The following is a 20,390-nucleotide window of genomic DNA, read 5'->3' on the forward strand; positions in this document are numbered from 1 at the left end:
ACCGCGGGGCAACACCCGGGCGCGTCCCCGCGCCGCCCCCGCGGGCCCGGGCCCCGGGGGTGCCCCCCCCCCCCCCCGGGGCCCCGGGCCCCCCCTGGGGCGCGGCGTGGGCGCACGACCCCCCAACGCCCGCGCCCAGCACCACCGAGCAGCGCCCCACCTGGGCCATCGCCCACCGGGTGCTGACCACGGGCGGGGTCACCACGGCGCTCAAGAACGGGGCCAACGCGCTGGAGATGGACGCAACGGCCTGGCGTCAGGGCTGGTGGGCCGACCACGACGGCTCTCCTACCAGTTCTGGGGACACCATGTCGGCCATGTTCGACCAGGTGGCAAAGGAGCATGACCAGGGGCGTCACGCCTCCTTCGTCTGGCTGGACATGAAGAACCCCGACTGGTGCGACAGCAACGACCCCAAGTGGCGCCACTGCTCCGTGGCCGCGCTGCGGGACTTGGCGCGCGAGAAGCTGGAGAGCAAGGGCATCCGGGTGCTCTACGGCTTCTACGGCAAGGAGGGCGGCAGCGGCTGGAAGAACGCCCTCGCGGACCTGAACTCCAAGGAGGCGGTCAGCTACAGCGGCGACTACGCGCAGGTCCGGGACGGCTTCGCCGAGCACGGGCCGAACGTCCCCGGCAACCAGCGCGTGATGGACAAGGGCGAGTTCAGCATGGCCTTGAAGTTCGGCAGCATCCGGGAGGAGCTGGCGGCCGGCCGGAAGGCCCGGGACGCCGGAGAACTCGCGCAGACCGTCGGCTGGACAGTGGGTAAGGGCGACGGGGAGCGTGCGACCACGCTGCTCGACTCCTCCGGCGGGAGTGCCGCCGTGAGCAGCCTGATCTACGGCAATCGGATGTCCTGCTACCCGGACGGCGTCAGCGGCCCGAAGGGCTGCGGCACGGACGACAGCGGGGTGCGCGAGTCACTCTCGTACATCACGGACTACGTGAAGGCCCACCCGGACACCCGCCGGATGGCCACCCCTCGGGACATCCCCTTCGGCAGCTGACGCCCCCAACTGCCCTGCCGGCCCCGGCCCCGGCCCCGGCCCCGGTTCCTGTCAGCCCCGTCGCTGTCAGGACCGGGGCCGGCGGCCGACTGCCGGACGCTGCGAAGAAGGCCGCCCGGAGCGCGCCGCCGCGGCCGGACCGGCAGGGATGGGTGGCTCTATCGCGCCGCCGGCTGGTGGAGCCAGGGCGCGCTGGTGGCCCAGAAGATGGCGTCGGCTCCGAGGGTGTTCGTGCCGAAGTCGGTGAACTCCTGCCGGGTGTACGGCTTCTTCGTCTCGGGGTTCTTGTACTCGAAGTCGGGCTCCTGTACGGCCATGGCCACCATGGGGAGCTGTCCCCGGTACTTCTTGAAGAAGGGGTACGAGTTCTCCATCTGCGCCGGCCGGTCCGGCAGGATGTCCGGTCCCCCCAGGCCGATTCCGTGCGCCTTGGCGAACTCGAAGGTGCGGCTCATGTACGTGCGGCTGTTGTTCCATTCGCCGGGCCAGAAGTTGACGTACTGGATGAACGGCGTCTTGGTGAAGACCTTCTTGCCGTAGGCCATGTTGTCGAGTTCTGCCTTGAAGTAGGCGTCATGGCTGTATCCGGTGTGGTCCTTCTTGGTGTCCACCTCGGTAGCGGTTTCCGGCAGGTTCACCCCGGCGAGGCGACCGTCGAACCGCTGTGACATCGCCTTCAGCAGCTGCTGGAAACGGCCCCGCACCTGTGGGTTCCATTGCGCCGCGACCGCCCCGGGCTCACCGGGGCCGAGGCCGTTCTCGTTCTTTGTCGGAGCCGCACCTCCCTTGTACTCCGGGTCCTTCAACAGATAGTCCGGGAGCCTCGTCGGCGGCGCGAAGAACCGGTCCTGGACCTGGATGAACAGCTTCTTGTGGCGCGACTGCAGAGCCTTCAGCACCCGGTCGATCTCCGAGAAGTCGTACTGCCCCTTCTTCCGCTCCATCGCCTTCCACGGCACCACCAGCTGCACGCCGGCGACATCGGGGCGATCGATCAACGGCTTCACCTTGGCATCGAAATCCCCGATGGAGGCGTAAAGGTAGTTCTTCGCCTTCTTCCCGGCCGCTGCAGCGGAACCCTCACCGGACACCGGAGCAGGAGCCCCAGAGGCCACCACGGCCGTGCCCGTCAGGCCCATCACCACGAGAATTCCGACGCCAACAGCAAATCGTTTGGTCACCATGAACCCCACGGTGCCGCTGAGTTGTGAGAGGAATGTAAGAAGGCTGGACGATCTTCCTGACGAAGAGGCCGTCCTAATTGTCCGTTTCTGACTCCTTGGAGTCGTCCACGGTGAGACGCTCGATATGTGGCGGGAGCGGAGAAGAGGGAAGAGAGCGAGCCTGGCGGATCGCCGGAAGGCGATCGCGCTCGTCGTCACCGGTGGTGATGCCTGAGCTGATGCCGACCGCAGGACCGGGCACGGTCAGTGGAGTACGCTAGCTCGGAAAAGGAGCGATCGTGTGAATTCCGCTGAGCGATTGACCTCGTGGGCTCGGCAGGGGAACTTTGTGGAGGCGCTACCCCAGCTGCTCGAGATTGCGCAGCGTCCGGGGGGAGCGCGAGGACCCGTCTGGGAAGCCGCAGCCGCATCGATTCAGATCATGTCTTGTTTGGACCGCTTCGCCGAGGCGGCTGACCTGGCCGAGTCCCTGATCGCTCTGGACGCGCCGGCTGGCAGGGAGTTGTGCAACCAGGACATGCCGTTCGACTCGGCTTTCCTGGCTGCAGAGGTGCATGCCGCCACCGCGGCAGCTCCTCGGATGGCCGCAGCGGCGGCGCACGTTCCCGTCGGCCGTGTGCTCGGAGAGCGACTCCGGTGGCTGTGCGACCAGCTTGAGCGGCGCCCAGTGGAGGAGTTTCTGCCGGGGAGTCTCAAGCCTTGGGGCAGCCCAGCGCAGCCCCTGGACGGCGTGATCGGCGCGCACCTGGTGGAGCGCGACTACGGGGATCTGGCCTCCCATGAGAAGCGGGTCGTCTGGCAGGCACTGGCGGCCGCCAATGACTTTCCTCGCGCACGCGCCCTGGCCGAGGCGACCGGCGAGACCCCTGGGCAGTTTGCCTTGTGCGTATGGATGGCAGGGTGGTATGCGAATCAGGGTGAGATCGAGCGTGGTGCGGAGATGCTGTTGACGGCCCACGGCCGTTGGTGGCCGTACGCGAAGTGGGATGCGCTGCCCCACGAGATCGTTCTGCATCCCACCCTTCGCCTGGTTGCCACTGACCGGGTGCGGAAGCACTACCTGACCCGACCCATCGGCCCGGAAGCGGAGCGATCCGGCCCGCGGCCGGGGTAATCCCGCGCCGTAGCAGGACAGCTGCACGGTCCTGCACGGCCGGGGAACGTCCGCCGCGGTGCCGTCGCGAACAGTCTGATGAAGCACGTGGCTTCCGGCGGTGCAGACGATCGGGCTTCCTCACGAGTTCCTGCGACAGCCATTTCCCACGGATGCCGGTGTGACGGGTCAGAACTCCAAGTCAGGAAACTCCGCCTCCAACTCCAGCTCCGCCTCCGAATCGAGGACCGGGCGGCAGGGGCCGGTGCTGGCGCGCAGGGTGATGAGTGGTTTGAGCAGGACGTGCCGGGGTGACGCGGTGGGGGAGGTGAGTCGCTCCACCATGAGGTCGACGCCGATCCGGCTCATCTCCTTGGCCGGTATTTCGGCCGCGGTCAGTGGCGGGCTCACCTGTTCCGCCCAGCGGCTGGCCGCCACACCGACGACCGAGAAGTCGCGCGGTACGCTGCGGCCGTGGCGGGTCAGCCCGCGGTAGATGCCTTCCAGGGCGGCTTCGTTCATGACGACCAGGGATGTGGTGGCCGGGTCGTCCTGGAAGATCCGTTCCACGACGTCTTCTCCGGCGCCGACGTCGTCGCCGCTGGGGTAGGTGCGCGCGGTCAGTTCCATCTCCTGCATCGCCTCGGTGTAGCCCTCGTTCCCGAGCAGCGCGTACCCGTACCCGGTGCTGACGATCTGCTCCGACTTGTTGACGAAGGCGATGCTGCGGTGGCCCAGTTCGGTCAGGTGCCGGACGCATCCGTTCGCCAGGCCGGCGAAGTCGAGATCGACCCAGCCGACCCCGTCGGTTCCGCTGTTCCGGCCGATGGCGACGAAGGGGAAGGCCGCTTCCGTGAGGTGCTGGATGCGGTCGTCCTCCCGGCGGACCTCCATCACGATGACTCCGTCCACGCGCCGTTCACTGACCATCCGCCGGAACGCGGGGTCCTTCCCCGACTTGCAGGGCGTGAGCAGCAGGTCGTAGCCGTATGAGGTGGCGGTCTCCGCCACCCCGCCGACGAAGGCGAGCTGCACCGGCGGGTAGTCCCGGTTGGCGCCGGACGGCGGGTAGAGCAGTGCGAGCGTATGTGTCAGGTCGCGGGCCGCAGCACCACTATGGGTCTGGGCGCCGCGTCCTGTTGCCAGGTGGACTGTGCGCTCCGTCATGGTCCGCCGGCTGGGAGACGTTGTTCGGCCCAGATGGTCTTGCCGGTGGGGGTCTGGCGGGTGCCCCAGCCTTGGGTCAGCTGGGTCACCATGTGCAGTCCTCGTCCCCCTTCGTCGTAGGTGCGGGCACGGCGCAGATGAGGGGAGGTACTGCTGGCGTCGGAGACCTCGCAGATCAGGGTCCGGTCCCGGATCAGCCGTAGCCCGATGGGGGCGTCCCCGTAGCGGATGGCGTTGGTGACCAGTTCGCTCACCACCAGCTCGGTGATGGACGCCGCGTCGGTGAGCCCCCAGGTCGCCAGCTGGCGGGAGGCCTGCGCACGGGCATCGGCCACGATCGCGGGGTCTGACGGCAGCGACCAGGCGGCGACCTGATCGGTGTGCAGCGCGCGGGTGCGCGCCAGGAGGAGAGCCACGTCGTCGGCGGGGCTCTCGGGCAGCAGGGCTTTGAGGATGATGTCGCAGGTGACGTCCAGCGAGGGCTCGGCGGAGGCCAGGGCTCGGCAGAGTCGTTCGAGGCCGACACCGAGATCGTGGCCGCGGGCTTCTATCAGGCCGTCGGTGTAGAGGGAGAGCAGACTTCCCTCGGGGAGTTCCAGCTCGGTGGGCTCGAAGGGCAGGCCGCCGACTCCCAGAATCGGCCCCGGGGTGAGGGGGACCACTTGGGCCGTGCCGTCGGGGAAGAGCACGACGGGTGGGACATGGCCGGCGCTGGCCATGGTGCAGATACGGGAGACCGGGTCGTAGACCGCGTAGAGGCAGGTCGCGCCGATCTGACCGGGGTCGGGCTCGTTCCGGACGTCGTTGTCCGAGGTCAGGTGGGTGACCAGTTCGTCGAGGTGGGTGAGCAGCTCGTCCGGGGGCAGATCGACTCCGGCGAGCGTGCGCACCGCCGTACGCAGCCGGCCCATGGCGGCCGAGGCATGGATGCCGTGGCCCACCACGTCGCCGACGACCAGGGCGACGCGAGTGCCCGACAACGGGACCACGTCGAACCAGTCGCCGCCCACTTCGGCGCCCCTGCCGATCGGCAGATAGCGGTGCGCCACCTCGACGGCCGCCTGCTTGGGGAAGTGACGGGGCAGCAGACTGCGCTGGAAGGTCAGGGCATTGGCGCGTTCCCGGGAGAAACGGCCCGCGTTGTCCACACTGCCGGCCGCCCGGTTTGCGAGTTCCTCGGCGAGGAGCACATCATCCTGCTCGTAGGGGTCCGAGCCTTCCGCGCGGGCGAAGACCACGACGCCGAGGGTCAAGCCCCGAGCGCGCAGGGGGGTGGCCATGATCGAGTGGAATCCGTGCTCCGCCGCGGCACCCGATCCCCCCGCGCCGGCGGCGACCCACCGGGTGAAGTCGGGGTCGTCCGTTCCGCACAGCACGGTCCGACCGCTGGTCAGGGCACGTGCGGGGGGTGAGCGCGGGGGATAGGTGGCGACCTCGCCGATCTCGGTATCGGCTTCGGGAAGCCCGTCGGCGGTCCGGTGCGCGACCCGGCGCAACACCACGGCGGCGTCCGCTGGACCGGGCGGCGGCTCCTTCCCGCGGGTCACGGAGTCGAGCAGGTCCACACTCACGGAGTCGGCGAACCGCGGAACGGCGAGGTGGGTGAGTTCCTGAACCGTCCGCCGTGCATTCAGGGTGGTTCCGATACGGCTGCCCGCTTCCTTCAGCAGGGCAAGGCGCTGCCGTGCGGCGACCTGCTCGGTACTGTCGAACGCCGCAGCCCCGACACCGGCCACCCGCCCCGTGTCGGGGCTGCGGACGGGCCACATCTCGATGGTCCAGGCACGCCGGTGAGCGGAAGGCGTGGCCGGGGCAAGGTGCTCATAGCGGCCTGGCTCGGCCTCCTCGGCGACCCGGCGGACGCATTGCAGGAACCCCTCGTCAGAGCGGCCGCCGCCGAGCAGATCCGCGTAGGGCCAGGTGCCCGCCTCAGCCTCCTGCCCCTGTCTGGATTCGACAGCTCCGGCTTGCCCTGCGGTCGTCTGCGCCCCGTCGCCGTCGGCGGGCCTGGACATCATTCGCCCTGTCGGCGAGGGATGCTCGCCGCCCTGCGCGACCGCGTTCCAGTGCCATGAGCGTGACGTGGTGCTGTAGGTGGAGAGTGCAACGGAGGACTGGGCGAACGCCCACTCCACCATCCGTCGGTCGGACGCCGTCTCGCCCGTCTCCGCGGTGGCGGTCACGACGAACGCCTGGGTCGTTCCGTCGTCACGGAATGTCGGATGAAGGTGCAGGGGCAGATCGACGCGGTGGCCGTCCCGGTGGCGGACTGCCGCTGTGCCGCTCCACTCCCGGGCGTCGAGCAGGCAGGGCCCGGCCACCTCGGGGTGCTCCCCGTTGATCAGGAGGTCCGAGACGGGGTGGCCGACAATCTCCGGGGGGTCATAGCCCAGCAGTTTCCGAGCCCCTTCGCTCCACCCTGTGACCTTGCCCCCCACGCTGATGATGGCCACGGGGACATGGTTCGACCACCCAGGGTGACCATTTTCCCCCACGGAAGTGGCCATTCTGACTCAATTCACCCGAGCGTCATTACTCACAGTCCCATAGTGCCTGCGTGAAAAGAATCGAACAAGCTGCACTGACGGTCAGGGATCGCGGCAGAGCCGGTCGGAATCCTCGGCCGCGGACACGAGGGACACGAGCAGAACCGGCGTCGTCGGCTGTGGAGGGGTTCGCCGGAGATTCCTCCGCGGGACCGGCCGCCCGGAAGTACGCACAGCCGAGTGCGGCCGTGCGACCGACGACCTGGAGGCGCGGCGAGAGGCCTCCTTGTTCAGTCCGGGAAGCTCACCTCCAGGGTGGAGCCGCGACGTACGAAGACGGGGATGCGTTCCAGTGGAGCGTCAGCGGTGAGGGTCTGGCCGCCGTCCTGGACGGTTCCGGTGGCGGCGTCCCTCCAGTCGGCGCCGGCCGGCAGGTAGACCTGGCGGTGCCGTTCGCCGAGTCGGGTCACCGGGGAGATCAGCAGGTCCGGGCCGCACAGGAACTGGTCCTCGACCGTCCACGCGGCCGGGTCGTCGGGAAAGTCGAAGAACAGCGGCCGGATGACCGGTGCACCGCAGTCGGCTGCGGAGACCATCTGACGGTGAAGATACGCACGAAGGTCCTGGCGTAGCCGCAGCTGCCGGGTCAGGATGCGGTAGGCCTCCTGACCGTAGGACCACAGCTCGTTGGGTCCCCCGTCCCGGCCGGCCGTGAGGACGTCCCGCGGTTCACGGTGGCCGTGCATCCGCAGCAGCGGGCAGAAGACGGCGAACTGGAACCAGCGGATGAGCAGCTCCCGGTAATCGGGGTCGTCCGGGTCGCCACCGTGGAAACCGCCGATGTCGGTGGTCCACCACGGAATGCCACTCAGGCCCACGCTCAGCCCGGCGCGTACCTGCGCCGCGAGCGCCTCGAAGGTGGCCGGGATGTCACCCGACCACAGAGCCGCCCCGTAGGCCTGGCTGCCGGACCAGGCGGACCGCACCAGGCTGACCGGAACGTCCTCACCTTCGGCCCGCATGTGCTCGAAGAATCCGCGCACATGCTCGCGCGGATACACGTTGGCCACCGCCTGGCCGGGCCCCGCCGCGTACCGCAGGTTGCCGAACTGTTCGGGGTACATCTCCGGTTCGCAGGCGTCCAGCCACCACAGCCGGAAGCCGAGATCGTAGTAGTTGCGCTTGATGCGGCTCCAGATGTAGTCACGAGCCCGCTCGTCGGTGGGGTCGTAGAACACCACGGGCAGGGACTTGCCGTCGACCTGACTGTCGGGGAAGACGTGCTGGAACGGCTGGCCCTGCTCCGTTCCCAGCAGCAGCCGCTCATCCCGCATGTGCGGGTAGTTCTCGCTCACGACGCTGACGGACGGCCACACGGACACCAGCGGCCGTACGCCCACGCTCGCCAGTTCCGCCACCATGCCGGCCGGGTCGGGCCAGTCGGCCGTATCGAAGCGCCAGTCGCCCAGATGCGGCCAGTGGAAGAAGTCCACGGCGATGACCGACAGCGGCAGGCCCCGGCGTCGGTGTTCGCGAGCGACGCCCAGCAGTTCCTCCTGGGTTTGGTACCGCAGGCGGGACTGCCACAGGCCCAGGGCCCATTCCGGCAGCACGGGAGCGTGTCCGGTGGCATCGGCATAGTTGGCCATGATGCCGGCGGGAGTCGGAGCGGTGGTGATCCAGTAGTCGATCTGATCGGCGGCGTCGGCGACCCACCGGGTCTGATTGGCGGCCAACTCCACACGTCCGACGGCGGGCAGGTTCCACAGCAGACCGTAGCCCCGGGAGGAGAGGGCGAAGGGGATGGTGACCTCCCCGTTGCGCTGCACCAGGTCGATGACCATGTGCTTGTGGTCGAGACGCCCGTGGGAGTGCTGGCCCAGCCCGAAGAACTGCTCACCGTCACAGGCGGCGAAGCGCTGTTCCAGCCGATAGCTGCCCTCGCCGACCGGTGTGAACTGGCGGGGACCGGGCCAGGCGAAGTGACCGACGGACTCCCGCAGCAGCTCGGTTCCGTCCTGAGTACGGGCGAAACGCAGGTGGCCCCGGGGAGACAGCTCCACCCGCAGCCGCCCGACGGTGAGGGTCCGGCTGCCGTGGGGACCGACGCCCACCTCTGCGTCCACGGCGGCAGGGGGACCGACCAGGGCTCCTGGCAGGTCGTCGTGCACACGATGTCGGGCCGCGCGCACCCGCACGCTGTCGGCTCCCCAGGGCTCCACGCGCAGTACGTGCTCGGCGTCGCCGAACTCAAGGCAGAGTGCCGGACGGGAGGAGGCGGGAGGCCGGGAGCTGGTCCCGGCTGCGTCGGACGTGGAGGGGGAGGGGGCGGGCCTGGTGCCGTCGGGCGGAGACATGCTGCTCCTTACTCACAGGGCTGTTGTACGGGTCGGTGGCGGCTGTACGGTTCAGCGGCGGCGCAGGGGGCGCGAGTGGCGGTTCACCGCGCGGTCAGTCTCTGACCGCTTCGTTGGTGACTCCGGCAGCGATGTGCCGCTGGGCAAGGGTCAGAAGCAGCGCGGCGGGCAGGCAGGCGATGACGGCGGTGGCCATCACCGCGTTCCAGATGGTGACGTTGGTGCCGGCACCGATGTAGTCGTACAGACCCAGTGTGATCGGCTTCCATGTCGTGGTGTTGAGGTTGAGCGTGGCGGCGAACAGGAAGTCGCCCCATGCGAAGAGAAACGCGAAGAGGCCTGCGGTGATCAGCGCGTTGCGGGATATGGGAAGCACGATCTGCCAGAAGATGCGTACCGCGCCCGCACCGTCCAGTGCCGCTGCCTCCAGCAGGGACCGGGGGATGGCGGTCATGAAGGCTCGCAGGATGAGCACGGCGAAGGGGACGGCAAGCGTGGCGTCGGCCAGGATCAATGCCAGGGCCGAGTTGAGGATCTGGACGGAGGCGAAGATCTGGTACAGCGCGTTGGCCATGACGATGCCGGGCACGAGTTGGACGACCAGCAGCACACTCAGTAGCGTCCTGCCGCCCGGGGAGCGCAGCTGCGCCAGCGCGTAGGCCGCCGGCGCGGCCAGGGCCAGCGTCAGGACCGTGGCACCCGTGGCGATGATCAGGGATGCCAGCAGATGGCCCCCTTGCTGGGACAGCGCGTCCCGGTAGCCGTCGAGCGTGCCGCCGAGGGGCAGCCAGTGCGGTGAGGGCCGGGCCAGCTGCTGATTGGTCTGGAAGGACGCGTTCACCATCCAGTACAGCGGGAACAGCATGACGCCGACGACGGCGACACCGAAAGCGGATTTCACCCAGGTGGGTACGGCCGCCCGGCCCCGTCCGCCCGTGGCGTGCCGGCTCCGGGCAGCGCGGGCGGCGGTCATGCGCGGGCTCCAGGGTCAGCGCGCAGCGCGCGCAGGTACAGCAGGGCGAAGACGGCGGCGACGAGGATGAGCAGATCACCCGCGGCCGCTCCGAGCCCGAACTCCGACAGCCCGCCGAAGGACAGCTGGTAGGCGTAGGTGGTGATCGTGTGGGTGGCGTTTGCCGGGCCGCCCTTGGTCATCACCCAGATCACGTCGAAGACCTTGAGCGTGTAGATCAGGCCGAGCGTCACGACGATGCCGATCACGGGTCTGATCTGGGGCAGCGTGACATAGCGGAACTGCTGCCAGTGGCCGGCGCCGTCCAGGGAGGCCGCCTCATAGAGCTCCGCAGGGATGGCCAGCAGCCCGCTGTGGAGGATGACCATGTTGAACGGCACACCGATCCAGATGTTGCAGATCAGCACGGAAGCCATCGCGGTGTGGGGGGTGTTGAGCCACGGCACCGGGTCCTGGACCAGATGGAGGGTGAGCAGGATCTGATTGACGACGCCGTTGCTGGTGTCGAGCAGCCACCGGAACAACGTGCCGCCGACGACCATGGGCAGGAGCCAGGGGAGCAGCAGCAGCGACCGCAACAACGGGCTGAGCGGAAACGAGCGGCGAAAGAACTCCGCGAGTCCCAGGCCGATCGTGAACTGGAAGAAGAGCGAGCCCGCAACGAAAACCACGGTGTTGACGACGGCAGTGGCAAAGGCGGGGGTGCTCAGCAGCCGGCGGTAGTTGCCGAGACCGATGAACGGGGCGTTGCCGCTGTAAAGGGAGTTGATGTCGTAGTCCTGGAAGGACAGCACCACATTGCGGGCCAGCGGATAGAGGTAGAACACCGCGACGAATACGACGACCGGCACGATGAAACCGATCCCGAGCCGTCTGCCACGAGCCGCCGCGGCCACGAAGGAGCGCTCCGGTGCCGGCCTCTTGCGGCCGACGGCCGCCGTCACGTTCTTGGGCACTTCCGGAACCACGGCTACCTTTCCGGAAGGGCGGCCGTCGGCGTGTACCACCCACGGGTCAGCGGCTCGGTGCTCATTGCGTCGCCTGCTTCTGCGCGTCCGTCAGCGCCGCGCCGGGCGACTTGCTCCCTGACAAGGCTGCCTGCACTGCGGTCCACATCGCCTGCGAGTACTTCGGATACTCCGGCCCGACTTCCGCCGTACGGCTCTTGGCGCTTCCGATGGTCTCCACGAACGTCTTCATCTCGGGCACAGCAGCACTGAATTCCGCGGCCACTTCAGGGTCGGACGGCACGTAATTGGTGAGCTTGGCCCACTCCAGGCTGTTTCCCTTCGACACCATGCACTTGATGACCTCGGTCGCCTTACGAGACTTGTCCCCACGGCTTCCGGCCGCCCACACCTCACCGCCGAGCGCACCGGAGGAGGTACCCCCGGCCGGGGCAGGCACCGGCACGACACCAAAATCCTTCATGCCTGCCTTTCGCAACAGGGGCAGCTCCCAGGGACCATTGATCATCATAGCCAGCGAACCGTTTGCGAATTGCTCCCCGACATTCATCTGATTCCAGCTGAGCACGTCCTTGGGTGCGGAACCGGAGGCGACCAGATCCTTCAGGAGGCTCAGCGCCGACACGGCCTCCGGCGAATCGAGCTTCTTCAGGGAGGCGCCGGCGCTGAAGAAGAAGGCCTCGAACTGGAAACTGCCCTCTTCCGTGGCCGGCACGGCAAAGCCGATGCCGTGCACCTCGTCGCCCTGCGTCAGCTTCTTGGCCGCGACGCGCAACTCATCCCACGTGGCAGGCGGTTTGACGCCCGCCTTCTCAAGCATCGAGGCGTTGTAGTAGAGCGCCAACTGGTTCACGCCGGGCGCCACGCCGTACTGCTTCCCCCGGTATTTACCCGCGGCGACGATGTTCGGATACATTCCGTCGGTCTTCACGCCGGCCGCACCGAGGTCGACGAGCGCTCCCGTGGCGGCAAGCTGCTGCAGGTCAGGATTGTCCAGAAGAATCAGATCCGGCAGCGCCCGGCTGTTCGCCAACTGGAGCACTTTTGTACGCAGGTCCGGCACAATCTGCCGCTTGATGGTGACCCCCGCCAGCTTGCCGCACCGAGCGAGCTGCTTGGCCAGGGCACTCCGCCCGGGTTCGGAAATGTAATAGTCCATTTCGGTGAGAGTGACCTTGCCGCTTTCGGTGGGTCTGGGCGGAGACCCATCACCGCCGCAGGATGTCAGCAGCAGACCGGCCGCGGTGACCGTCGCCGCCAACGTCACGATGGGCCGGGTGTGACGGCGTTCAACAGAGGTGCGCATGGCGGCTCCAAGGGGAAATCGGTGCGCAGACACTGACATGCGCGACCCAGGCCGTGTCCTTCTGTCGACGCGCGGAGAGGCAGACGTGGATCGGAATACGAATGACCACAAACCCGCAGCAGATCATCAGCAGACACGGTTCCTGGGGATGCCGCGCTTGTGGCGCAGAGTTCGCGGAGTCATGCGGCAGCGCGCGCGGTGAAACCGGGACGGCATCCCGCCTACGAGCTGACCTGGTCGACTCAAGCTCTGGCCTCGTCCGACGCAGGACGCTTGTCCCTGGTCACATAGGACACCGTGCTGCGAGACATACCTGCCCGCTCGACGATTTCGCTGAAGTTCACCGCTTGCCTCCCGGGCCGGCGGGCACTCGACCCCATTGTCGAACCATTCGGCAACCGGTTCGCCAACTACTTCGACAGGAATTACAGGCACGCCCTACCGGTAGTGTCAAGGAATTTCCCGCCTTTTCGTGAAAGGCATATTAAACTTGCTTTGTGCTAGGCCTGTGAAAACCGCAGGCGAGCACGCGATCGTCCGGCTCTTCTGTGGCAACGGTGAATGTTTGTCAGGCTGGTGGGGGCCGCACGATGAACCGAGTGCCGAGGGCAGCGCTACCGCTGTTCACGGGCCGCTGATGCCGTATCACCTGCGACCACGTACTCTCTCGGCTCCACGCGTCCCTCGGCTACCGCTGCGCGTCCCTCCACCTGGGTCCCGGCTACTGGCCGGGGGTGCCCTTCGGACACCGGACCCCTGACCGGCGGCCCGAGCGGGGCCGTCAACCGATGCGCCAGGCGCCGACGATCCAGAAGACCGCGAACCCCGTCCACGCGATCGCGAAGCCCCAGACCAAGGGGGGTCCGCCGAACAGCGCCATGGCGCCGAGCCATCCGACTCCGATGGCCACGAAGAGCCAGCCGAAGTTGGGGAAGGCGAGGAGCCCCGAGAGCCGCCCGCTCACCACTCCCCAGGCGCCCGCCGCCAGGAGCAGGCAGCCCAGGGCGAGCCACGACAGGACCCCGCTCTGCGAGGAGGGCGCGTAGGAGTGGGTGCGGCCGCGCACCTTCAGCCCCACGACCTCGCCCCGCCATAGCCGGACTTCGGCGCGGTCGCCCGTCCTGACCTCGTCGTACGTCTCCGACTCCACCGCCAACCAGACGGTGCGGTCAGGCCACTCGACCTCGACGTCGTAGTACGTCGTGCATGTGGTACCGCCCCCGCCACCCCCGGCGGTCACCCCGCCGGTCACCGCGCCACCGGTGCTGCCACCGGCGCTGGCCATGCCGCCGCCACCGCCGATCGTCGTGATGCCCCCGCTCGTGCCTCCGCTTGTGCCGTTGGAGGTGCAGTGCTCGCCCGTCCGGCGGTCGAGCACCGTGCCCACCTCGCGCCTCACGCAGGCCTCACCGTCGGCCCCGTTCCCACTCCGGCTCCCGGCCTCACAGACCGGCGCGTCGCGGTACGCCATGGTCGCCGCGTACCCTTCGACGACCTGCTGACCGCAGAGAAGGACTCCCCACCCTGCCGCGAGGACGACCAGCCCCCGTAACCAGACGGGCAGCCGCCCGCGGTACCAACCCCGCCCGTACCCCGTTGTCTTCACCCAGCCGTGATTCCCCTTGGGCGGAGCCCTCATGCGCTGCTCCTTCCCTTCCCCTGCGTGGCTTGGGCGTCCCCTGCGCAGGTGTCTCGGAGACCGTGCACGACTTGGTTCGAGTGCCTGAGCTGTGGTCGCATGGTGGGGATGCTCTCCAACGAACCTTCCGCAGACTCCAAGGCGCGGGTGCCGGCGAGCCGTGCCGCCCAGGACAGCCCGGCCTCAGACAACCAGGGCTCGTACGAGCCGTCGGCCCAGGGCGGTGAAGAGCCGGACGCCGCGTCGAACCAGGGCAACACCGCCGGCCCCGGCTCCAACACAGGCGCCGGGAGCGCCACCGCCGCTGATACCGCCGCCGAAAGCGGCACGTACTCGGGTGCCGGCGACGAGAAGGAGCCCCCGCGGGCCGGGCGCAAGCCGCGTCGGATCGTGCGGAGGACCGCGAAGGCGGTCGTCGCGCTGGTCGTCGTACTTGCGATTCTTGCGCTCGGCGACCGGTGGGCCGTGCTCTACGCGGAGAACGTGGCGGCGCAGCAGGTGCAGAAAGCGCTGAAGCTGCGGGCCGAGCCCGAGGTGCACATCGACAGTGTCCCGTTCGTCGGGCAGGTGCTCGCGGGCAAGGTCGACCACGTCGAGGTCAACGTCCCCGATGTCGACGCCGGGCCGGTCTCGGTCGCTCAGGTGAAGGGGACGGTGGACGGCATCCGGATCGTCGGAAGCCTGCCGTCCTCGGTCAAGGGTGCGGTGCTGAGCCGGGTGCGCGGCGACATCCTGCTGGACTTCAAGGACCTGAACCGTGAAGTCGGCGCGTCGCAGATCCACTTGACGCCCGGTCCTGAGAAGAACACCGTGCTGGCCGGCGGCGACCTGCCGGTGGGTGGCAAGCAGGCCCAGGTCCGGGGGCGCGCGCAGTTGCAGCGCACCGGGGACCGCGGCCTGCGCATGACCGTGCAGGACACGCGCGTGGTGGTGCCCGGCCTGCTCACGTACGTACCGGGCAAGGGCGGCGGCTTGCAGCTGACCGCACCCGTCGCCGACAAGATGGACGAGGACGAACTGCAACAGGCCACCGGGAAGCACCTCCTTCCGCAGCAGATGATGAAGGGCCCCGTGCTGGACACGCTCGTGGACCATCCCTCGCTGCTCGCGCCCACCGGCATCGACCCCTCGCTCATCCAGGGCCTGCAGAAGCTCCGGGAGCCGAAGGTCGCACAGCAGATGGAGTTCTCCGGGCAGCTGCCGGACAACGTGCCGGGCGGCATTCGGCTGCGCGACATCTCCGTGACGAAGAACGGCATCCGGGCGGAGCTGACCGGCAAGGACATACCGGTGGGCTAGCGAGTTCGTGCGTGGCTGGCGGTGAGGAGCCGCGGGTGGCGGCGCACTTCTACTGGCCGGCGGTCGGTCGGCAGGTAGGGGTCACGGGAACCGCGGCCGACCAGGGCCGTTCGCCGGCGTTCCAGCACGATGGGGCGGGTGGTGGCCCCTGTCCCAGGTGACGGGGCGAGACAGGTTCGTCCGGCGGCGGGGCGGATGTCTCCGCTCAGCGGATTCGGGGAAGGGCGGGCAGCGGGCGCCCGGTCAGGCCCGTGAGGAGTGGGGCAGGCAGGGTGTGTGCGGCAGTCAGGAACGCGTACGGGTTGTCGGGCAGGCACAGGGGCCAGTGCACGTCGGGGAGTTGGGATCGCAGTTGCGGATGTTTGGGACGTATGGCGACCGCGTCCACCACCCAGTGCGCACGCGACTCGGCCAGGCCGCTTCGTTTGGATCGTCGGGCTGACCAGATGAAGTTGCCTGCGAGGTGCAGCCCTGAGAGGAGCCCCGCGAGGTGGGAGGGCGGCCGTCCTGTCGTAGCGGCTGGCGGACCGGGCGGCGCGGAAACCGGCCGGACCGGCCCTTGCTGCTCTGGTACGTTCGGCATATGTATCTCCTCTGTGCGTAGGCCGCGGACTCGCGTCGCCTCGACCCAGTTGCCCGGTCGCCTCTGACAGGCGGGGCCGGTGGGCGGGCGCGCATCGGTCCGTCCCTTTTCCGGCCTTCGCAGAGGAAGCACTCCTATGTCCACGCCCGACGTGGCGGCGCCGTCGTACGCCGCCGTCCTCCGTCTGCCTCACGCCCGACGCACCTTAGCCGCCGCCATGTTCGGACGGCTCGGGTACGGGGTGGTGTCCCTTTCCCTCGTCCTGTCCCTGACTGCCACCACCGGTTCGCTCGCGACCGGTGGCCTGCTGGGCACTGAGTTCGCGGCCTTCTCGGTGGTGCTGGCGCCGGCCAGGGCCGGCCTGGTCGACCGTTGGGGCGCGCGCCGTGCGCTGCCCGCTCTCGCGCTGCCGTTCGCGACGGCGCTGTTCGCGCTGGCTTGCTGCACTCAGGCGGCCGGCACCCCGCGGTGGCTGTTCGCCGTTCTGGTGGCGGTGATTGGCTCGTCGTGCCCGCCGATCGGGCCCACCATGCGGGCCCTGTGGTCGGTGATGACGCCCGACGAGGCCATGCTGCAGCGGGCGTTCAGCCTGGACGGCGTTGCCGAGGAACTGATCTTCCTCGGCGGCCCGCTGCTGGTCGTGGCCGTCCATCCGGTGCCCGGGCTGGTGCTGTCCGGGGTGGTGATCGCCCTCGGCACTCTCGCGATGGTCGCCTCTCCGGCCGCCGCGCTGATCGCCCCGGCGGCGAAGGCCGAGCCGGCGCCGTCGCTGCGGCTGCTGTCGGCCGAGGGCGCGGGCGTCCGCCGGGCGGCCGTCGCCGCGTTCGGCGTCGGCATGTGCCTGGCCGCGGTGGAACTCTTCGTGATCGCGGCGGCCGGCCGGGCGCACGCCCCGTCGGCGACCGGCTGGATCTTGGCCGGCCAGTCCGCGGGCAGCGCGGTCGGCGGTCTGCTGTACGGCCGGATGCGCTGGCGGCTCGACGCGGCGGCCCGGCTGCCGTACCTCCTCCTGGCGCTGGCCGCGCTGGTGGCGGCGACGGCCGCGGCCCCGTCGCTGCCCCTGCTCGGGCTGGGCGTGGGCGTGGCCGGCTGCCTCACCGCCCCCGCCCTGTCGACCGTCTACCTGGCGGCTAACGCGCAGGCCCCGAAGGGCACCGCGACCCGCGCCGCCACGTGGGCCAACTCCGCGATCAACGCTGGTTCTTCGGCGGGCGGCGGGCTCGCGGCGCTGCTTGTGGAGCGGGCCGCGCTGCCGCTGTGTTTCCTGCTGGCGGCCGCGGCCCCGGTACTCGCCGCGCTCGCAGCGTGCGGCCGACCGGGTCCCGGCAGCGGCTTCCGGAGAGCGGTCCGGCGGTCGTGGTGAGCGAGGCCCCGGTGGGCGTCGCAAAGACGAGGTGGATGAGGTGGGTGAGGTGGGCGGGGCCCTAGCGTGCGGCGAGTCGCTCCAGCAGGGCGGCGCTCTGTGCCAGCAACGCCCGCTCCTCATCCGTGAGTTCGGCCTCGATGGCCTGCGCGAGCCAACCGGCTCTGCGGCCGCGCTCCGCTTCGAGTGCGACCCGGCCCGCGTCCGACAGTTCAACGAGGGACTTGCGGCCGTCCGTGGGGTGAGCCCGGCGCGTGATCAGGTCCTGTTCCATGAGGAGCCCCACCGCGCGGGCCATCGACTGGGGGCGTACGCGCTGATCGGCGGCGAGGTCGCTGGTGGTCATGGCGCCGTTGCGGTCGAGTGCGCCGAGCACGGCGGCCTGGCCCAGCGGGATGCGGTCCTCGTGCTTGACGCGTCGGATGAGTTTGCCCATCGCGGTACGCAGTTCGGCGGCGATGGCGGCGGCTTCCGAGGTGGGCATAGGGCACTTTACCCCGTTGACCAGCACGGCTGTGCACCTGACCTGCACAGCAATGCTGTACAGCAAAACTGTGCAGCATTGCTGTAGGGTTTGCCGTTGTCGGGCTCAGCGCCAGCGCTGTCGCAGCCAGGGCCACCGCAGATGACAAACGGGAAGGAACTCATATGTCCGCAAAGGCAGTTGAAACCGTCAACGCCGCCATCGAGACCGTCACCGCCCGCCGGATCATCGACAGCAGGGGCAACCCCACGGTCGAGGTCGACGTCGTCCTTGCGGACGGGGCCCTGGGGCGGGCGGCCGTCCCCTCCGGAGCCTCCACCGGCGCCCGGGAGGCCGTGGAACTGCGCGACGGAGACTCCGGGCGCTGGCACGGCAAGGGCGTCGACCGCGCGGTGGCCCACGTCAACGGGGAGATCGCGGCGTCCGTGCGCGGCCGGGACGCGGCGGACCAGCCGGGTCTCGATGCCGCGCTCGTTGCCCTCGACGGCACCGCCACGAAGTCCCGGCTCGGCGCCAACGCGATCCTCGGTGTCTCCCTCGCCGCCGCCAAGGCCGCCGCGGTGGCCCACCGCCAGCCCCTCTACCGCTACCTGGGCGGCGCCGACGCCCACCTCCTGCCGCTGCCGATGATGAACATCGTCAACGGCGGCGCCCACGCCGACAATCCGCTGGACTTCCAGGAATTCATGATCGCGCCCGTGGGCGCGGACACCTTCGCCGAAGCCGTCCGCATGGGCAGCGAGGTCTTCCACACCCTGCGCCGCGATCTGCTGGCCGCCGGGCACTCCACGGGCGTCGGCGACGAGGGAGGCTTCGCGCCCGCGCTGAGTACGGCTGAGGAAGCGCTCGACTTCGTGATGATGGCCATCGAGCGCACCGGCTACCGGCCCGGCGCGGACATCGGCCTGGTCATGGACCCGGCGTCGTCGGAGTTCTTCCGCGACGGGGTGTACGACTACGCGGGCGAGGGGGTGCGCCGTACCCCCTCCGAGCACGCCGACTACCTGGCCAAGCTCATCGACGCCTACCCGGTCGTCTCCATCGAGGACCCCATGGCGGAGAACGACCTGGACGGCTGGCGCGAGCTGACCGCCCGCGTCGGCGACCGCTGTCAGCTCACCGGCGACGATGTGTTCTGCACCAACGAGACGCTGCTGCGCGAGGGCATCCGCACCGGCGTCGGCAACTCGGTCCTGGTCAAGGTCAATCAGATCGGGACCCTGACCGAGGCGCTGGCCGCGGTGGCCATGGCCCACCAGGCGGGCTGGACGGCTGTCATGTCGCACCGCTCGGGCGAGACGGAGGACACCACCATCGCGGATCTGGCGGTGGCGACCGCCTGCGGTCAGATCAAGACCGGCTCACTCTCCCGCTCCGATCGCACGGCGAAGTACAACCAACTGATGCGGATTGAGGAGGAGTTGGGCGACACGGCGCGCTTCGCCGGCCACTCCGCGCTGCGTCGGGCGTGAACAGCGGGCGGAGGAAGCGGCAGAGGTAAACCCCGTGCAGGCCCCCCGATAGCGATCGAGGACCCGCACGCGTGCCCGGACAGGGATAGACAGTCTCAGGGGCTGAGTGTCTCGGCGGCGCGCGCGGGCATGGCCGCGGCAGCGGCAGCGGCAGCAGTGCGAGCGGCAGCGATGGTGCTGGACTCCTCCGGCTGTCGGAAATGGCCGCGCCGCTCACGCCGTTCGCTATGGCTCCCGACTTCTCAGAGGCATGGGCGCTTTGAGCAGCCTGAGCGCGGCGCAGCAGATGAGGAAAACGGTGAGGCAGCACGACAGTCCGAGGTTCTCCATGCGGATGAGGCTGCTGGTGCCGTCGGTGAAAATGCAGTCGACGGCTGGTGGCAGAAGGCTGCGCTCGGTATTTACGATGTCGCCGGAGGGCGCGGAGTGGAGATGGCCCACCTGCCAGCGGAAGCACTCGTTGTCGAGATCGATGGCCGACAGGCTCATGAGTGGGGCGACTCGCGTGACCCAGAGGGTGGCGGCGGCCGCGGGGGCGAGGATCGTGCCTGCTCTGGCCCAGCGTGGTGTACGTGAGTTGAGAGTGATCGCCCAGGTGACCGTGCCTGCCACCAGGAGGGCCGCGCCGCACCACAGCAGCCAGGTGCCGGTGGCCGTGGGGTGGCTGGGGCCGTATGCCGACGAATCCGTCCAGTAGCACGCGAGGCGTGGGGGGAACGCGTCGACGCGGACGTGGGTCAGTGGATAGTCGTTGTCGAGGGTCCGCTGCCCGCATATCTCTGTGGGGCGTGTCAGGGCGAAACCGTAGGCGAGTGTGTGGGCATACCCCAGGGCGCCGGTACTCATCCCCAACACCCACCAGCGCCGGTGCCGTGTGGGATGGCGTCGGCGCTTCCAGGTCACGTAGGTGAATGCCCCGGCGGTCAACCAGATGCCCAACACCAGCCACAGGAACAGCCACGCAAACATCTTCGCCCCCTTCGTCTCACAGCCAGACGGAAGGAGGCTG

Annotated in this window: 15 protein-coding genes; 5 read left to right on the forward strand and 10 right to left on the reverse strand. The window is 69.2% G+C overall.

Features of this window, described 5'->3' with window-relative positions:
• The first annotated feature begins 179 nt into the window (after positions 1–179).
• Positions 180–1,007 (forward strand): phospholipase, encoded by an 828-nt coding sequence (locus ACGFN2_RS33485; protein WP_393366552.1) that lies wholly within the window; start codon positions 180–182, stop codon positions 1,005–1,007.
• A gap of 158 nt (positions 1,008–1,165) precedes the next feature.
• Here ACGFN2_RS33485 and ACGFN2_RS33490 read toward each other — a convergent pair whose 3' ends face one another.
• Positions 1,166–2,191, reverse strand: a complete 1,026-nt coding sequence (locus ACGFN2_RS33490; RefSeq protein WP_393366554.1) for a hypothetical protein — start codon at positions 2,189–2,191, stop codon at positions 1,166–1,168.
• Between the two features lie 421 nt (positions 2,192–2,612).
• Between ACGFN2_RS33490 and ACGFN2_RS33495 the strand changes: the two genes are divergently transcribed.
• Entirely contained in the window at positions 2,613–3,305 is a 693-nt protein-coding gene (locus ACGFN2_RS33495; RefSeq protein ID WP_393366605.1) for a hypothetical protein, read from the forward strand.
• Positions 3,306–3,473: 168 nt separating this feature from the next.
• Here ACGFN2_RS33495 and ACGFN2_RS33500 read toward each other — a convergent pair whose 3' ends face one another.
• The 7 genes from ACGFN2_RS33500 to ACGFN2_RS33530 all read right to left on the reverse strand — a co-directional run bounded on the left by ACGFN2_RS33500 (position 3,474) and on the right by ACGFN2_RS33530 (position 14,180).
• Positions 3,474–4,451, reverse strand: coding sequence for a LacI family DNA-binding transcriptional regulator (locus tag ACGFN2_RS33500; protein ID WP_393366556.1), 978 nt, complete (start codon positions 4,449–4,451; stop codon positions 3,474–3,476).
• Positions 4,448–6,958, reverse strand: a complete 2,511-nt coding sequence (locus ACGFN2_RS33505) for a SpoIIE family protein phosphatase (RefSeq protein ID WP_393366558.1) — start codon at positions 6,956–6,958, stop codon at positions 4,448–4,450. Before ACGFN2_RS33505 ends, ACGFN2_RS33500 begins: the two co-directional genes overlap by 4 nt.
• Positions 6,959–7,227: 269 nt before the next feature.
• Entirely contained in the window at positions 7,228–9,294 is a 2,067-nt protein-coding gene (locus tag ACGFN2_RS33510) for a TIM-barrel domain-containing protein (protein WP_393366560.1), read from the reverse strand.
• Between the two features lie 94 nt (positions 9,295–9,388).
• Positions 9,389–10,159, reverse strand: coding sequence for a carbohydrate ABC transporter permease (locus ACGFN2_RS33515; RefSeq protein WP_362610834.1), 771 nt, complete (start codon positions 10,157–10,159; stop codon positions 9,389–9,391).
• Between the two features lie 104 nt (positions 10,160–10,263).
• A complete protein-coding gene (locus ACGFN2_RS33520) occupies positions 10,264–11,163 on the reverse strand; it encodes a carbohydrate ABC transporter permease (protein WP_393366607.1) in 900 nt (299 codons plus the stop codon).
• 133 nt (positions 11,164–11,296) lie between these two features.
• Positions 11,297–12,541 (reverse strand): extracellular solute-binding protein, encoded by a 1,245-nt coding sequence (locus tag ACGFN2_RS33525; protein ID WP_393366562.1) that lies wholly within the window; start codon positions 12,539–12,541, stop codon positions 11,297–11,299.
• 781 nt (positions 12,542–13,322) lie between these two features.
• Positions 13,323–14,180, reverse strand: a complete 858-nt coding sequence (locus ACGFN2_RS33530; RefSeq protein ID WP_393366564.1) for a hypothetical protein — start codon at positions 14,178–14,180, stop codon at positions 13,323–13,325.
• 108 nt (positions 14,181–14,288) lie between these two features.
• Here ACGFN2_RS33530 and ACGFN2_RS33535 point away from each other — a divergent pair, with 108 nt between their 5' ends.
• Both ACGFN2_RS33535 and ACGFN2_RS33540 read left to right on the forward strand, forming a co-directional pair.
• A complete protein-coding gene (locus tag ACGFN2_RS33535; RefSeq protein WP_393366566.1) occupies positions 14,289–15,479 on the forward strand; it encodes a DUF2993 domain-containing protein in 1,191 nt (396 codons plus the stop codon).
• A 719-nt stretch (positions 15,480–16,198) separates the two neighbouring features.
• Entirely contained in the window at positions 16,199–17,425 is a 1,227-nt protein-coding gene (locus ACGFN2_RS33540) for an MFS transporter (protein ID WP_393366568.1), read from the forward strand.
• Positions 17,426–17,486: 61 nt separating this feature from the next.
• Here ACGFN2_RS33540 and ACGFN2_RS33545 read toward each other — a convergent pair whose 3' ends face one another.
• The gene (locus tag ACGFN2_RS33545; RefSeq protein ID WP_362610815.1) at positions 17,487–17,909 is read right to left on the reverse strand and encodes a MarR family transcriptional regulator; all 423 of its coding nucleotides are present in this window, start codon (positions 17,907–17,909) and stop codon (positions 17,487–17,489) included.
• Between the two features lie 164 nt (positions 17,910–18,073).
• On the opposite strand from ACGFN2_RS33545, the gene eno reads away from it, so the two are divergent.
• Positions 18,074–19,381, forward strand: a complete 1,308-nt coding sequence (gene eno, locus ACGFN2_RS33550; RefSeq protein WP_393366571.1) for a phosphopyruvate hydratase — start codon at positions 18,074–18,076, stop codon at positions 19,379–19,381.
• A gap of 225 nt (positions 19,382–19,606) precedes the next feature.
• Here the strand turns inward: eno and ACGFN2_RS33555 are convergent, their stop codons facing one another.
• Positions 19,607–20,350 (reverse strand): hypothetical protein, encoded by a 744-nt coding sequence (locus tag ACGFN2_RS33555; RefSeq protein WP_393366573.1) that lies wholly within the window; start codon positions 20,348–20,350, stop codon positions 19,607–19,609.
• Positions 20,351–20,390 lie beyond the last annotated feature (40 nt).

The sequence above is a fragment of the Streptomyces sp. NPDC048612 genome (genome assembly GCF_043199295.1).
Lineage (GTDB): Bacteria > Actinomycetota > Actinomycetes > Streptomycetales > Streptomycetaceae > Streptomyces.

Bases quoted from the DNA above. Each gene is read 5' to 3' on its own strand.
- ACGFN2_RS33490 (WP_393366554.1), bottom strand. From the start codon at position 2,191: ATGGTGACCAAACGATTTGCTGTTGGCGTCGGAATTCTCGTGGTGATG.
- ACGFN2_RS33540 (WP_393366568.1), top strand. From the start codon at position 16,199: ATGTCCACGCCCGACGTGGCGGCGCCGTCGTACGCCGCCGTCCTCCGT.
- eno (WP_393366571.1), top strand. From the start codon at position 18,074: ATGTCCGCAAAGGCAGTTGAAACCGTCAACGCCGCCATCGAGACCGTC.
- ACGFN2_RS33495 (WP_393366605.1), top strand. From the start codon at position 2,613: ATGTCTTGTTTGGACCGCTTCGCCGAGGCGGCTGACCTGGCCGAGTCC.
- ACGFN2_RS33505 (WP_393366558.1), bottom strand. From the start codon at position 6,958: ATGGCCACTTCCGTGGGGGAAAATGGTCACCCTGGGTGGTCGAACCAT.
- ACGFN2_RS33530 (WP_393366564.1), bottom strand. From the start codon at position 14,180: ATGAGGGCTCCGCCCAAGGGGAATCACGGCTGGGTGAAGACAACGGGG.
- ACGFN2_RS33500 (WP_393366556.1), bottom strand. From the start codon at position 4,451: ATGACGGAGCGCACAGTCCACCTGGCAACAGGACGCGGCGCCCAGACC.
- ACGFN2_RS33545 (WP_362610815.1), bottom strand. From the start codon at position 17,909: ATGCCCACCTCGGAAGCCGCCGCCATCGCCGCCGAACTGCGTACCGCG.
- ACGFN2_RS33510 (WP_393366560.1), bottom strand. From the start codon at position 9,294: ATGTCTCCGCCCGACGGCACCAGGCCCGCCCCCTCCCCCTCCACGTCC.
- ACGFN2_RS33535 (WP_393366566.1), top strand. From the start codon at position 14,289: ATGCTCTCCAACGAACCTTCCGCAGACTCCAAGGCGCGGGTGCCGGCG.
- ACGFN2_RS33555 (WP_393366573.1), bottom strand. From the start codon at position 20,350: ATGTTTGCGTGGCTGTTCCTGTGGCTGGTGTTGGGCATCTGGTTGACC.
- ACGFN2_RS33525 (WP_393366562.1), bottom strand. From the start codon at position 12,541: ATGCGCACCTCTGTTGAACGCCGTCACACCCGGCCCATCGTGACGTTG.
- ACGFN2_RS33515 (WP_362610834.1), bottom strand. From the start codon at position 10,159: ATGCTGTTCCCGCTGTACTGGATGGTGAACGCGTCCTTCCAGACCAAT.